Origin of the sequence: Kitasatospora sp. CB02891 (genome assembly GCF_002803145.1) — a bacterium.
GTDB classification, from domain to species: Bacteria; Actinomycetota; Actinomycetes; order Streptomycetales; family Streptomycetaceae; genus Kitasatospora; species Kitasatospora griseola.
In genome coordinates, this window is record NZ_NNBO01000005.1 from 151,226 (window position 1) to 165,385 (window position 14,160).

The 14,160-nt window shown below is 75.4% G+C and carries 12 protein-coding genes; 3 read left to right on the forward strand and 9 right to left on the reverse strand.

From position 1 onward, the window contains the following. Genes CG736_RS37080 through CG736_RS13970 form a run of 5 tightly spaced genes read right to left on the reverse strand, consistent with a single transcriptional unit; the run spans position 1 to position 5,401 of the window. Positions 1-1,035 (reverse strand): ABC transporter ATP-binding protein, encoded by a 1,035-nt coding sequence (locus CG736_RS37080; RefSeq protein WP_198520495.1) that lies wholly within the window; start codon positions 1,033-1,035, stop codon positions 1-3. Next, entirely contained in the window at positions 1,032-2,054 is a 1,023-nt protein-coding gene (locus CG736_RS13955; protein WP_100586527.1) for an ABC transporter ATP-binding protein, read from the reverse strand. Before CG736_RS13955 ends, CG736_RS37080 begins: the two co-directional genes overlap by 4 nt. After that, a complete protein-coding gene (locus CG736_RS13960) occupies positions 2,051-2,911 on the reverse strand; it encodes an ABC transporter permease (protein ID WP_100586528.1) in 861 nt (286 codons plus the stop codon). The genes CG736_RS13955 and CG736_RS13960 overlap by 4 nt, the downstream gene beginning before the upstream one ends. After that, positions 2,898-3,857: an ABC transporter permease gene (locus tag CG736_RS13965; RefSeq protein ID WP_100586529.1), complete on the reverse strand. Its 960-nt coding sequence runs from the start codon at positions 3,855-3,857 to the stop codon at positions 2,898-2,900. Before CG736_RS13965 ends, CG736_RS13960 begins: the two co-directional genes overlap by 14 nt. Beyond that, positions 3,854-5,401 (reverse strand): ABC transporter substrate-binding protein, encoded by a 1,548-nt coding sequence (locus CG736_RS13970; RefSeq protein ID WP_157815573.1) that lies wholly within the window; start codon positions 5,399-5,401, stop codon positions 3,854-3,856. The genes CG736_RS13965 and CG736_RS13970 overlap by 4 nt, the downstream gene beginning before the upstream one ends. A gap of 256 nt (positions 5,402-5,657) precedes the next feature. Here CG736_RS13970 and CG736_RS13975 point away from each other — a divergent pair, with 256 nt between their 5' ends. Then, a complete protein-coding gene (locus CG736_RS13975; RefSeq protein ID WP_100586531.1) occupies positions 5,658-6,275 on the forward strand; it encodes a TetR family transcriptional regulator in 618 nt (205 codons plus the stop codon). On the opposite strand, the gene CG736_RS13980 is transcribed toward CG736_RS13975, so the two are convergent. Continuing rightward, on the reverse strand, positions 6,248-7,045 hold the full coding sequence (locus CG736_RS13980; RefSeq protein ID WP_100586532.1) for a GntR family transcriptional regulator: 798 nt from the start codon (positions 7,043-7,045) through the stop codon (positions 6,248-6,250). The genes CG736_RS13975 and CG736_RS13980 overlap by 28 nt on opposite strands. Positions 7,046-7,278: 233 nt before the next feature. On the opposite strand from CG736_RS13980, the gene CG736_RS13985 reads away from it, so the two are divergent. Next, positions 7,279-8,028: a tyrosine-protein phosphatase gene (locus CG736_RS13985; RefSeq protein WP_100586533.1), complete on the forward strand. Its 750-nt coding sequence runs from the start codon at positions 7,279-7,281 to the stop codon at positions 8,026-8,028. Continuing rightward, positions 8,028-9,824, forward strand: coding sequence for a glycoside hydrolase family 3 protein (locus CG736_RS13990; protein WP_100586534.1), 1,797 nt, complete (start codon positions 8,028-8,030; stop codon positions 9,822-9,824). Before CG736_RS13985 ends, CG736_RS13990 begins: the two co-directional genes overlap by 1 nt. A 16-nt stretch (positions 9,825-9,840) precedes the next feature. On the opposite strand, the gene CG736_RS13995 is transcribed toward CG736_RS13990, so the two are convergent. The 3 genes from CG736_RS13995 to CG736_RS14005 all read right to left on the reverse strand — a co-directional run bounded on the left by CG736_RS13995 (position 9,841) and on the right by CG736_RS14005 (position 14,110). Next, positions 9,841-10,515, reverse strand: coding sequence for a response regulator transcription factor (locus CG736_RS13995; RefSeq protein ID WP_100586535.1), 675 nt, complete (start codon positions 10,513-10,515; stop codon positions 9,841-9,843). After that, on the reverse strand, positions 10,512-11,753 hold the full coding sequence (locus CG736_RS14000) for a sensor histidine kinase (protein ID WP_100586536.1): 1,242 nt from the start codon (positions 11,751-11,753) through the stop codon (positions 10,512-10,514). The genes CG736_RS13995 and CG736_RS14000 overlap by 4 nt, the downstream gene beginning before the upstream one ends. Before the next feature lie 155 nt (positions 11,754-11,908). After that, positions 11,909-14,110, reverse strand: coding sequence for an MMPL family transporter (locus CG736_RS14005; RefSeq protein ID WP_100586537.1), 2,202 nt, complete (start codon positions 14,108-14,110; stop codon positions 11,909-11,911). Positions 14,111-14,160: the final 50 nt, after the last annotated feature.

Here is a 14,160-nt window from a genome sequence, read left to right on the forward strand (position 1 = left end):
TCACGGGCGCCGAGCCGGCCCGGGTGCTGAGCCGGCCCGGGCCCGGTCGAGGACGGGCAGCAGCGGCCGGTGGCAGGCGACGGTGCGGCCCGGGCCGACGGGGCGGGCCGCGGGCGTCTCGGCCGCGCAGCGGTCGTCGGCCAGCGGGCAGCGGGTGCGGAACCGGCAGCCCGACGGCGGGTCGAGCGGCGACGGCGGGTCGGCGGGCAGCAGGCCGGTGTCGCCCAGCGGGCGGCCCGGTTCGGGCACCGCGGCCAGCAGTGCGGCCGTGTAGGGGTGCGCGGGGGCGGCCAACACCGCCTCGGTGGGCCCGCGTTCGCACAGCCGGCCGAGCTGGAGCACCGCGATGTCGTCGCTGACGGCCCGGACCACGCCCAGGTCGTGGGTGATGAACAGGCTCGCCAGGCCGCGCTCCTCGGTGAGCCGGCGCAGCAGGTTGAGCACGGTGGCCTGGGCGGAGACGTCGAGCGCGGAGACCGCCTCGTCGGCGATCAACACCCGCGGCTCGGCGGCCAGGGCGCGGGCGACGGCCACCCGCTGGGCCTGCCCGCCGGAGAGCTGCTCGGGCCGGCGGTCACCGAACAGTTCCGGGGGGAGGCCGACGGCCGTCAACTGCTCGTCGACGACGGCGAGCCGGTCGCGCCCGCGGAGCAGGCCGGGGTGGGCGTCGAGCGGCTCGGCGACCAGGTCGCGGACGGTGCGGCGCGGGTTGAGCGAGGACAGCGGGTCCTGGAACACCATCTGCAACCGAGGTCGGAGCGCGCGCAGTTGACGTGAGGTCAGGGCGGACAGGTCGGTGCCGTCGAGGGTGACGGTGCCGGCCGTGGGTGCGGGCAGCCGCAGCAGGGCCTTGGCGATGCTGCTCTTCCCGGAGCCGGACTCGCCGACCAGGGCCAGGGTGCGCCGCTCGTGCAGGGTCAGGTCGACGCCGCTGACGGCGTGCAGCGGGCCGGAGCGGGTGCGGTGGACGACCTCCAGGCCGGTCGCCCGCAGGACGGCGGGGGAGGGGGCGGGGTCGGCGGGCGTGGCGCTCACGGGGTGCGCTCCAGGGAGGTCTGCGAGGGCCGGGGTGCCTCGGCGGCGAGGGGGAAGTGGCAGGACGCCGTGTGCGCGGGCCCGGCCCGGTGGACGGGCGGGGCGACGGTGGCACAGACGGACTCGGCGCGGTCGCAGCGCGGCGCGAACGGGCAGCCCGCGAGGGGACGGGAAAGGTCGGGCGGCGAGCCGGGAATGGCCGGCAGCACCCGGCGCAGCGGACCGGTGACGCGGGGCACCGAGCGCAGCAGCGCGGCCGTGTAGGGGTGGGCGGGGCGTTCGGTGACCTGCTCGGTGGGGCCGCTCTCGACCACCCGGCCGCCGTACATGACGGCGATCCGGCGGGCCCGCCCGTACAGCAGGCCGATGTCGTGGGTGATCAGCAGGGTGGCCAGGCCGCGGGTGGCGCGGTGGCGGTCCAGCAGGTCGAGCACGGTGCGCTGGACGGTGACGTCCAGGGCGGTGGTGGGCTCGTCGGCGAGCAGCAGCACGGGGTCGCCGGCCAGGGCGGCGGCGATGCCGACCCGCTGGCGCAGGCCGCCGGAGAGTTCGTGCGGGTAGGCGCGGGCCCGGCGCACGGGGTCGGGGACGTCGACGGCGGCGAGCAACTCGGCGGCGGTGCGCAGGCGTTCGCGGCGCGGCAGCCGGCGGCGGTTGGTGAGGGACTCGGTGACCTGGTCGGCGATCCGCACCACCGGGTTGAGCGAGGTCATCGGGTCCTGGTGGACCATGGCGATGCCGGTGCCGAGCAGGTCGGCGCGGCGGGCGGGGGCGGCGGCGAGCAGGTCCTCGCCGTTCAGCAGCACCTGTCCGGTGGACTCGGCGCGGGTGGTGCGGGCGTGCACGCCGAGCACCGTCCGGGCGAGCACGGACTTGCCGGAGCCGGACTCGCCGACCACGCCGAGGCACTCCCCGGCGTCGATGTGCAGGCTGACGCCGTGCAGGATGTGCAGCCGCCGGCCGTCGGGCGCGTGGATCACCGTGTCGAGCGAGCGGACGTCCAGGACCGGGGTGGTCATCGGTTCACCGTTGCCTTCCGGGAGGGCGAACGCAGGTGCTCGCCGAGGTAGTTGAGGGCGAGGACGGTCAGGCACAGGACGGCGGCCGGGGCCAGCGAGATCCACGGCGCGCTGCCCAGCGTGGTGCGGCCCTCGGCGATGATCCCGCCCCAGGACGGCTGCGGCGGGCGCAGGCCGAAGCCGAGGAAGCTGAGCGAGCCCTCGGCGACGATGGCGACGGTGGTCGCGGTGAACGCGAACGTCAGCGCGGCGGGCGCGACGTGCGGCACCACCTCGCGGCGCAGGATCCGCAGCGGCGCGGTGCCGATCATCCGGGCGGCCTGCACGAAGCCGCGCTCGGCGAGCGAGAGCACCACGGCGCGCACCACCCGGGTGAACGCGGGGACGGTGAACAGGCCGATCAGGGAGCCGATCACGGCCAGGCTCGGACCGCGCAGCGAGACCGCGATCATCACCAGGATCAGCGTCGGTACGGACATCAGCAGGTCGGTGGCGAACCCGATGGCCTTGTCGACCGGGCCCCGGAACCAGCCCGCGGCCAGGCCCAGCACGCCGCCGCCGAGCAGGCCGACCGCGACGGTCAGCCCGGCGACGGCGAACGAGGCGCGGGCCCCGGCGACGGTGCGCTGCAGCACGTCCCGCCCGCCGGCGTCGGTGCCCAGCCAGTGCCCGGGCCCGGGCGGCGCGGACGGTGCGGAGAAGTCGCCGTGCAGCGGGTCGAACCCGGGCAGCAGCGGCAGCAGCAGCGCCGCGAGCAGCACGACGGCCAGCCAGCCGGCCGCGGCCAGCACCGCGGCCGGCGGGCGGCGGCGGGCGGTGCGCGCCGGGCGGGCGGCGGCGATCTCAACGGTGGCCATGGGCGATCCTCGGGTCGAGCGTGCGGTACAGCAGGTCCACGGTGAGCGTGGCGAGCACCACGCCGACGGCGCAGACCACCATCACCGCCTGGATGACGGGGAAGTCGCGGCCGTTGATGGCGCCGGCGGCGAGCGTGCCGACCCCCGGCACCGCGAACAGCGACTCCACCAGGACCGAGCCGCCCAGCGAGGTGCCGATCCCGATCCCGATCAGGGTGACCAGCGGCAGCGAGGAGGGCCGCAGGGCGCGGCGCAGCAGCAGTCGCACGGTGCCCATGCCGCGGCTGCGGGCGGCGGCGATGTGGGTCCGGTCGAGGGTGTCCAGCAGCTGCCCGCGCAGGGTGCGGGTGAACACGGCGGCCTCCGGCAGGCCCAGGGTGAGCGCGGGCAGCACCAGGTGGCGCAGGTTCTCCACCGGGTCCTCGGTGAACGGCGTCCAGCCGGTGGCGGGCAGGATCCGCAGCTGCACGGCGGTGAGCCAGATCAGCAGCAGGCCGAGCACGAAGCCGGGCACCGCCAGCCAGCCGAACGCCCCGGCGGTGGCGATCCGGTCGACCGCGCCGCCCGGCCGCCAGGCCGACACCAGCGCGACCGGCACCGCGATGGCGAGCGCCACCAGCTGGGCGGCGACGAACAGTTCGAGCGTGACGGGGATGCGGTTCGCGAGCTCGGTGGTGACGGCCGCGCCGTTGGCGAGCGAATGCCCGAGGTCGCCGTGCAGCGCCGCGCCGATCCAGTCGGCGGTGGCGGCCAGCACGTTGCGGTCCAGGCCGAGCCCGGCCTCGAAGGCGGTGATCTGCTCCGGCGTCGCGGTGACGCCGAGCGCGGCGACGGCGGGCGAGCCCGGCATCAGGTGGGGCAGCGCGAGCGCGGTGACGGCGACCAGCAGCAGGACGGCCGCGGCCCGTCCGGCCCGCGCGGCGAAGCCGAGGAGGGGGGAGGTCACCGCTTCACCCACAGGGTGGCCGGGGAGACGTTGACGACGCTGCGCTTGGACAGGTCGGGCAGGCCGCCGACTTTCGCGGAGGCGGCGAAGCCGGCCTGGTTCTCGGTCAGGAACAGCATCGGGGCGTCCGCGACGATCGCCTTCGACGCCTCGTTGTAGGCGGCGGCGCGCCTGGCCGGGTCCAGGGCGGCCCGGCCGTCGGCGATCGCCCGGTCGACCGCCGGGTTGCGGTATCCGGTGAAGTTATACGGTGCGTCGGACGGGAACAGGCCGGCCAGCGCGGTGTCGGTGTCGCCGAACATGCTGGTGATGAAGTCCATCACCTGGAACTGGCGCTGCATCAGGGCGGTCGCGTTGGCGGCCGGGTCCAGCGGCTTGATGGTCATCCTGATGCCGGCCTCGCCGAGCAGCTGCTGGATCACGGTGGCGCGCTGCTGGCCCTCGGGGCGGCTGTCGGCCAGGAACTCGAACGACAGGTCGGGGTGGCCGGCCTCGGCGAGCAGGGCGCGGGCCTTGGCGACGTCCCGGGCCGGGTAGCTGCTCGCGGCGCGGTACGCGGAGGCGGAGCCGATCGGGCCGTCGGAGACCCTGCCCTGCCCCAGGTAGGCGATCTTCTCCACGCTGTCGCGGTCGATCGCGTACTGGACGGCCTGCCGCACCCGCGGGTCGTCGAACGGCGCGGCCTTGGTGTTGAACAGGACCGTCGAGGTGGAGCTGGGGCCGGTGGCGGTGCGCAGTCCGTCCCCGGCGGCCTGCTTGAGCTGCGCGGGCGTCTCGACCCAGGCCACGTCCGCGTCGCCGGAACGCAGGGACTGGTAGCGGCTGTCGGAGTCCGGCAGCACCCGGTAGACCACCTTGTCGGCGTGCGCCCGGGCGCCCCAGTAGCCGGGGTTGCGGGTGACGGTCACCGAGACGCCGGGCTGCACGCTCTCCACCGTGTACGGGCCGGAGCCGATCGCCGGGGCGTCGCCGACCGGGGCCTCGGAGACGTAGCCGAGCGAGCGGGTGAACAGCGAAGGGAAGGCCGCGTTCGGCGACTTGAGGGTGAAGGCGACCTCGGTGGGGCCGTTCACCGCCATCGCGCCGATGGTCCCGGCGTCCACCGCGCAGGCGCACTTGGTCTCCGGCTTCGCCAGCCGCTTCACGTGGTCGACCACGGCCTGCCCGTCCAGCGGCTTGCCGTCGCTGAACGTCACGCCCTCGCGCAGTTGCAGGGTCCAGACGGTGGCGTCGGCGTTGGGGGTGAACGACTTGGCCAGGTACGGCTTCACGGCGCCGTTGTCGTCGTTGACCATCAGCGGGTCGTACAGCGCGTTCGCCAGGATCATCACGGGCATCTGGGTCAGCGTGCCGTCCGCCGGGTCGAGCCGGGTGAACGGCCGGTCCAGGCCGACCTTGAGGGTGCCGCCGTCCACCGCCGGCCCGTCGCCGCCCTGGGCCGCGCCGCCCGCCACGGCGTCGTCGGACGCCGAGCACGCGCTCGCGCCGAGCGCGACGACGGTGGCGAGGGCCGCCGCCGAAAGAGCCTGCCTGTGCCGCTTCATGGGGTTCCTCGGGTTCCTCGAAAGGGGAAGGGAGCCGCCGGTCGTGGGGCCGGCGGGGCGGTGCCGCAGCGCCGCGACAGCCACCCTCCAGAAGTGGCAGTACTGCCAAAAGGCAGAAGTGCAAATTCCGCATGGCCAGTTGACGACGGTTCGGAACCTGCCTTGAGCGGCCCCTGCCACGCGTGGTTCTGTACACCCGACGACAACCAGGACGCCCGGCGGCGAACGCCGGGCGGCGACCAGGAGCAGGAGACGCATGCAGCCGCAGGGGGATGCAGTCGGCGCCACGGCGGAGACCGGACTGCGCGACCGCAAGAAGGCGCGCACCCGCCAGGCGATCCGCGCCGCCGGGCTCGACCTGTACGAGGAACAGGGCTTCGAGCAGACCACCGTCGACCAGATCTGCCGCCGCGCGGACGTCGCCCACCGCACGTTCTTCCGGTACTACGCCAGCAAGGAAGCCCTGCTGTTCGGCACGGACTTCGGCGAGGCCATCCTCGACGAGTTCGCCGCCGCGCCCGCCGGACTCGACCTCTGGGACGCGTTCCTGCACGCGGTCGCGCGCACCGACGGCACGCTGGAGGAACCCACCGAGCACACCGCGCGCCGACGCGCCCTGCGCCGACGGTTCATGGGCATCCGCACCGTGCACGACCACGCCGTGCAGCTGATCGACCGGCTCGTCCGACGCACCATCGGGATCGCCGCCGCCCGGCTCGGCGCCGACCCCGCCCGGGACCTGCGGCCGCACGCCCTCGGCGCGGTGCTCGGCGCGATGACCCGCCGTCACGTCGTCGACGGGGTGGAGGGGGAGGGCCCGATGGACCCCTGGTGGGACGCCTTCCGTCAGGTGATGCCGCCGCCGGGCCGGTGAGTCCGGCGCTCGCGGTAGTGCAGCACGAAACGGGCGCTGCCGCCGTCGATCCGCCGCCGCACGTACAGCGCCGCCGCGCCGTCCGGCGTGCAGCTGACGCCCTCGCGCACCAGCAGCGGCGTGCCGACCGGGACGCCGAGCAGCTCGGCGTCCGCCAAGTCGGCGCCGATCGCGCCGAACGCCCGCCAGTCGTACTCCAGTTGGACGCCGCCGGCGCGGGCCAGCTCCGGCACCAGGTTGCCGGACCGGCCCGGGCGCACCAGCTCGGCCGGCAGCGGACCGAACGGCACCCAGTAACTGCTCACCGCGCCCGCCCGGCCGCCCAGCCTGGTCACGGTGTCCACCCGGGACAGCTCCGCGAGCGGCCGGCCCAGCTGCCGCGCCGCCTCCAGGTCCTCCGCCGAACCCGTCACCGGCGCCGCCGCCACCACGAACTCCCCGGCGGCGCCCGGCTGTTCGCCGTCGCCCGGCAGTGCGAGGTTCGTGCTGCCGAGGTCGACGCGCTGGCTGCGCGGATCCACGTCGATCGACACCCGCAGGGCCGGCCCGCGCACGAACGTGCCCACACCGCGGCGGATCTCCACCGCCGCCGCCCGCTCCAGCTCCGCCACGGCCTGGCGGACCGTCAGCCGGTTCACCCCGAACTCGGCGCTCAACTCCGGCTCGCTGGGCAGCCGGGCGCCCGCCGGGTACGTCCCGGAGTCGATCCGCTCCTGGAGCCGGCGCGCGAGCGTGCGGTACAGCGGCGTGCCGCTTCGGTCTGCTGCCATGCCGGAGATCCTACGGAGCGCGGACCCGGCGGCGGTCGTCGCCGGACGTTCACCCGGCCGTCGCTTGCCACGGAGCCGCTGCACGAGGTAGACATCTAGACGTCTAGATGTCGTGATCGAGCGTGCGGCTTTCCCCGCACCCCCGGCATCCCCGCCCGGACCGTCCCGGTGTCCGGCCGCACACCCCCCTTCGCAGTGCGCATCCCGCTGCTGCACCTCCGAGAGGACCCCGCATGTCCCTGGTCAACTTCCGCGACCCGGCGGCCCAGACCGACCCCGAGGCCGCCCTGCTGCGCGCCGGCGTGCTGCACCGCTCCGCCCAGCCGTTCCCCGCCGCCGACGCCGCCACCGTCGAGCAGCTGCGCACCGCCGGCATCCGCACCGTCGTCGACCTGCGCGGCGACGCCGAGCGCACCCCCGAGGACTGGGCCGCCGTCACCGCCGCCGGCATCGACGTCGTCGAGGCCCCGATCGACCCCGCCTCGCCCGAACTCGAGGCGCGGATGGCCACCATGACCACCGCCGCCGACCTCGGCGCGTTCTACGTGCTGATGGCCGAGGGCGCGCCCGCCGGCGTCGCCGCCGCCGTGCTGGCCGCCACCCGCCCCGGCGGCGTGCTGCTGCACTGCGCCGCCGGCAAGGACCGCACCGGCTTCGTCACCGCCCTGCTGCTGGACCTGCTCGGCGTGCCCGCCGACCGCATCGTCGAGGACTACGCCCGCACCGGAGACGCGCTGGAGCAGATCTGGGCCGGACTCGCCGAACGCCACCGCGAGGCCCTCAACGACGTCGAACGCGGCGCGCTCAAGGTGCCCGCCCCGCTGCTGGAGGCCCCCGCCGGGGCGATGGCCGCCTTCCTCGACACCGTCCACGCCCGGCACGGCGGCGCCCGCGGCTTCCTGCTGGAGCTCGGCGTCGCCCCCGAGACCCTCGACGCGTTCCTCGCCAAGGCCGCGCCCGCCGCCGCCGGGGCGGTGCGCTGATGCCGACCACGACCGCGTACCTGCGCCACACCGACGGCACACCGTTCCGCGACCTCAACCACAACGGCACCATGGAGCCCTACGAGGACCCGCGACTGCCCGTCGAGGACCGCGTCGAGGACCTGCTCGGCCGGATGACGCTCCCCGAGAAGGCCGCCCTGATGTGCCACGGCCGGATGGTGACCCGCTCCGACCCGCGGATGCCGGTCCCGCTGCCCACCGGGGCCGAGCTGATCGCCGCCCGCGGCGTCACCCACTTCGCGATGATGGCCGTGCCCGACCCCCGTGCGATGGCCGAGTGGAACAACCACGTCCAGGACCTCGCCGCGGCCGGCCGGCTCGGCATCCCCGTCACGCTGTCCTCCGACCCCCGGCACGGCTTCGCGTCCAACCCCGCCACCGCGCACGCCGGCGGCGGCTTCAGCGCCGGACCCGAGCCGATCGGCCTGGCCGCCACCGACGACGAGGCACTGGTCGAGGAGTACGCCCGGCTGATCGGCCGCGAGCTGTGCGCCGTCGGCATCCGGGTGGCCATCCACCCGATGGCCGACCTCGCCACCGAGCCGCGCTGGGCCCGGATCAGCGGCACCTTCGGCGAGGACCCGCAGCGCGCCGCGCGGATGATCGCCGCCTACATCCGCGGCCTGCAGGGCGACGCCCTCGGCCGGGGCAGCGTCGCCTGCATGACCAAGCACTTCCCGGGCGGCGGCCCGCAGTACCGCGGCGAGGACTCGCACTTCGCCGCCGGCCGCCGACTGGTCTACCCCGGCGGCGCGTTCGAGCAGCACCTGATCCCGTTCGAGGCGGCCTTCGAGGCCGGCACCGCGCAGATCATGCCCGCCTACGCGATCCCCTCCGGCAGCGGCCTCGCCGAGGTCGGCGCCAACTTCAACCGGGGCGTCATCACCGGCCTGCTGCGCGAGAAGTACGGCTTCGACGGCGTGATCTGCACCGACTTCAACGCGATCACCGGCACCGAGATCCCCGGCGTCACGACCTTCCCGCCGCGCCACTGGGGCGTGGAGGACCTGACCGTCGCCGAACAGGTGGTGCTGACCATCGACGCCGGCGCCGACCAGCTCGGCGGCGAGACGGACCCCGAGCTGGTCCTCGCCGCCGTCCGCTCCGGCGCGGTGGCCGAGGAGCGCATCGACGCCTCCGCGCGCCGCATCCTGCGCGACAAGTTCCGCCTCGGCCTGTTCGACGACCCGTACGTCGACCCCGACGCCGCCGCGGCCCTGGTCGGCGGAGGCGAGGGCCGCGCGCTGGGCCGCGCCGTCCAGCGGCGCGCGCTGGTGCAGATCGCCGGGCAGCCGGTGGCCGGACGGCGGCTGTACGTCGAAGGCATCGACCCGGCCGTGGCCGCCCGCTACGGCGCCGTGGTGGCGCGGCCCGAGGACGCCGACGCCGCCGTGGTCCGCCTCCAGACGCCGTACGAGCAGCGCGAAGGCATGCTCGAACGCTACTTCCACAGCGGCTCGCTGGACTTCCCCGCGGACGAGGCGCAGCGGCTGCGCGCCCTGGCGGACACCGTGCCCACCGCGTTCGCCGTGTACCTGGACCGGCCCGCCGTCCTCACCCCGCTCGCCGAGCGGGCCGCGCTGCTGATCGGCGACTTCGGCGCGGAGGACGACGTGCTGCTGGACGCTGCCCTCGGCCGGGCCGGGATGCCGGGCGTCCTGCCGTTCGACCTGCCCTCGTCGATGGCGGCCGTCGAAGCCGCCCGCGAGGACGTGCCGTTCGACACCGCCGACCCGCTGTTCCGCTGCGGCCACCCGCACGCGACCCGGCCGTGAACGGCCGCCGGATCCGTCAGGCGGGCCGGCCCGGCGGGACCAGGCCGCACTGGTAGGCGAGCGCGACGAGCTGGGCGCGGTCGCGGACGTCCAGCTTGGACATCGCCCGGTGCACGTGGGTGCGGACGGTCAGCGGGCTGACGAAGATCCGCTCGGCGATCTCCTCGTTGCCCAGGCCGGTCGCGGCCAGCGCCATCACCTCGCGCTCGCGGGCGGTGAGCACGGCCAGCCGGTCGGCCGCGGGCTCGGCGGCCGGGCCCGGCTGGGCGCGGAAGCGGTCGATCATCGCGCGGGCGGCGGCGGGCGAGAGCAGGGCGTCGCCCGCCGCCACCGTGCGGATCGCGGCGAGGAGCTCGGCGGGCGCCGCGCCCTTGCCGAGGAAGCCGTCGGCGCCCGCGCGCAGGGCCTGGGCGATGTACTCGTCGATCTCGAAGGTGGTCAGGATCAGCACCCGGGTGCCGGACAGCTCCTCGTCGCCGCAGATCGCGGTGGTCGCGGCGAGACCGTCGCCGCCGGGCATCCGGATGTCCATCAGGACCAGGTCGGGCCGGGTGGAGCGGGCGAACTCGACCGCCTGCCGGCCGTTGGAGGCCTCGCCGACCACCTCCATGTCGTCCTCGGCGTCGATCAGCATGCGGAAGGCGCCGCGCAGCAGGGCCTGGTCGTCGGCGAGCAGCACACGGATGGTCATCGGTGGAGGTCCTTTTCTCCCTGGTCGGCGAAGGCGGGGGTGTCGCGGCTGCCGGTGCGCAGCGGCAGGTCGGCGGTCACCTGGAAGCCGCCGTCCGGCCGGTGGTCCGCGCTGAGCCGGCCGCCCACCGCGACGGCCCGCTCGCGCATGCCGATCAGGCCGAAGCCGCCCGGGCCGTCCTGCCGGAGCGCGGCCGGCGCCGGCCGCCCGGCCGCCCGACCGTTGGCGACGGACAGCGCGAGCCGGCTGCCGGTGTAGGCGAGGGTGACCTCGGCGTCGGCGCCGCGGGCGTGCTTGGCGACGTTGGTCAGCGCCTCCTGGACGATCCGGAAGGCCGTCAGGTCGACGCCGGGGGAGAGCGGGCGCTGCTCGCCCGCGACGGTGAGCCGCACCGGCAGCCCGGCCTGCTCGAAGGCGTTGATCAGGTCCGGCAGCCGGTCGAGGCCGGGCGCGGGTTCCAGCGGGGCGGGCTCCTCGGCCCGGCGCAGCAGGCCGACGGTGGCGCGCAGCTCCTGGAGGGCCGCGCCGGTCGCGTCGGTGAGGTGGCTGAGCACCTCGCGGGCCCGGTCGGGGTGCCGGTCCATCAGGTGGACGGCGATGCCGGCCTGGGCGTTGGCGAGGGCGATGTGGTGGGCGACCACGTCGTGCAGGTCGCGGGCGATCCGGATCCGTTCGTCGGCGACCCGGCGGCGGGCCTCCTCCTCGCGGGTGCGCTCGGCGCGCTCGGCACGCCGCTCGATCGCGGCCAGGTGGGCGCGGCGGTTGCGGACCGAGTCGCCGAGCGCGCCCGGCAGCAGCGCCCAGGCCAGCACGCCCAGCCGTTCGCCGATCGGGCCGCCCGGTCCGAAGGCCAGTGCCGTCACGGCGAGCAGCACGGCGCTGACGACCGAGGCGCGCAGCGCGGTGGAGCGGTCGGTGCGGACGGCCAGCAGGTACAGCGTCACCAGCAGCGGCGCGGCCAGTGCGACGGTGAGCCGGGTGTTGAGCACGCCCAGCGCCATGGTGCAGGCCAGGGTGACGGCGATCACCGCCTGCGGGAAGCGGCGGTGCAGGAAGACGGCGGCGGTGGAGGCCGTGGCGAGCAGGACGGAGGCCAGGCCGGGCAGGAAGAAGTGCCCGTTGTTCTGGTCGGCGCTGACGCCCTGGGCGACGACGGCCACCAGCGCGGCGCCGCCCGCGGCGTCCAGCAGCCGGGGGTGGTCGCGGCGCAGGCGCTGCCACAGGTCGGTGGTCGTCACGGTGCTCTCCGGGCCGGGCGCTGGGGTTCGGTGCGGGGGAAGTGCGCCGGTCGGCGCGCGGCGGCGGGGCCCGATCCGGAGGGGACGGCCCCGCCCTGCAACGGTAACGCTCCGGACTCGAACAACGGTCCGAGTCCGGAGCGCTCCGGTGCCGGTCAGACGGTGACGGGCTTCCGGTCCTCGACGGACTCGTCGGCCGCGGACTGCAACTTGGCGCCCTCGACGTCGACGTCCGGGAGGATCCGGTCGAGGCCGCGAGGCAGCCACCAGGCGCGGCGGCCGAGCAGTGCGAGCACGGCCGGAACCAGTGCCATCCGGACCACGAAGGCGTCGAGCGCGACGGCCGCCGCGAGGCCCAGGCCCATCATCTTGATCATCGGCTCGCTCATGCCGATGAAGCCGGCGAACACCGAGACCATGATCAGGGCGGCGGCGGTGACCACCCGGGCGTTGTGCCGGAACCCGGTGACGATCGCCTCGGAGGCGCTCTCGCCGTGCACGAAGCCCTCGCGGATCCGGGTGACCAGGAACACCTCGTAGTCCATGGCCAGGCCGAACACCACGCCGACCATGAAGATCGGCATCATGCTCATCACCGGACCGGTCTGGTCGACGCCGATCAGGTCGGCCAGCCAGCCCCACTGGAACACCGCGACGACGGCGCCCAGCGCGGCGGCGACCGAGAACAGGAAGCCGACCGCGGCCTTCACCGGCACCAGCACCGAGCGGAACACCAGCAGCAGCAGGACGATCGCGAGGCCGACCACCACCGCGAGGTACGGCACCAGCGCGTCGGAGAGCTTCTGCGACACGTCGATGTTCATCGCCGTGGTACCGGTGACCAGCACACTCGCGCCGGTGGCGGACTTCAGCCCGGCCGCGTCGTCGCGGATCGCCTGCACCAGGTCCTTGGTCTGCGACTCGGCCGGGCCGGTCGCCGGGATCGCGTTGACCAGGGCGGTGTCCCCGGCCGGGTTGAAGACCGGCGGGGTGACCGCGACCACCCCGGGCAGGCCGGAGACGTTCTTGGCGACCTGCTCGGCGGCGGCCTTCGGGTCGGGTGCGCCCTTGGCGTCCACCACGAGGGTCAGCGGGCCGTTGAAACCCGGGCCGAAGCCCTGGGACAGCAGGTCGTAGGCGCGGCGCTCGGTGGTCGAGGTCGACTTCGCCTCGTCGCCGGGCAGGCCGAGCCGCAGGTCCAGCGCCGGGGCGGCGATCACGCCGAGGCCGATCACGCCGCCGATCAGCACCAGCAGCGGACGGCGCAGCACGAACCTGGCCCAGCGGGCGCCGCCGTTGTCGCCGCTCGCCCGGCGGGTGCTGCCCGCGGCGGCCTTGCGCTCCTTGCGGGGCAGCACCTTGCGGCCGATGAAGCCGAGCAGCGCGGGCACCAGGGTCAGCGCCACCAGCACGGCGACGACGACCGTCCCGGCGGCGGCCAGGCCCATCTTGGACAGGATCGGGATGCCGACCACGGACAGGCCGGCCAGTGCGATCACCACGGTCAGACCGGCGAACACCACGGCCGAACCCGCCGTGCCGACGGCCCGCCCGGCCGCCTCGCGCGGGGCGCGGCCCTCGGCGAGCTCGGCGCGGTAGCGCGAGATGATGAACAGCGCGTAGTCGATGCCGACCGCCAGGCCCAGCATCATCGCCAGCGTGCCGGTGGTGGCGGACAGGCCGAGCGTGCTGCCCAGCGCCGTGATCAGCGCCATGCCGAGGCCGACGCCGACCACGGCCGTCAGCAGCGGCAGCCCCGCCGCGACCAGCGAACCGAAGGTGATCACCAGCACGACGGCGGACAGCGCCATGCCGATCGCCTCGCTGCTGCCGCCCGCCTCGCCGTGGCTGGCCAGCGCGGTGCCGCCCATCTCGACCTTCAGCCCGGCGTCCCGGCCGTGCTGCGCGGCCTGCTCCAGGGCGGCGGTGGCCTCCTCGGACAGCTCGCCGGCCTTGGCCGAGTAGGTGACGGTGGCGTACGCGGTGGTGCCGTCCTGGGAGACGGTGTGCGCCTGGAACGGGTCGACCGCGCCGGTGACCTCGGCGGCGTGCGCCAGCTCGCCGACCGTCTTCTGCACGGCCTGCCGGCTCGGCTCCGCGGTGATCTTCTGGCCGTCCGGGGCGACGAACACGATGCGGGCCTGGGCGCCGTCCGCGTGGCCGCCGGGGAAGCGCTCGTTCATCAGGTCGAAGGCCTTCTGCGCCTCCGTGCCGGGTATCGCGAAGCCGTCGGCGGGCGCGGCGGGCGCCTTGGCCGCGAGCACTCCGCCGACGGCCAGCACGGCGACCCAGAGCAGGGTCACCAGCTTGCGCCGGTCGAAGGCCCATCGGCCCAGGCGGTACAGGAACGTGGCCACGGGGGAGCGGCCTCCTTCGGGTTCGGTGCACGGTCGCGGAACACGCCGAG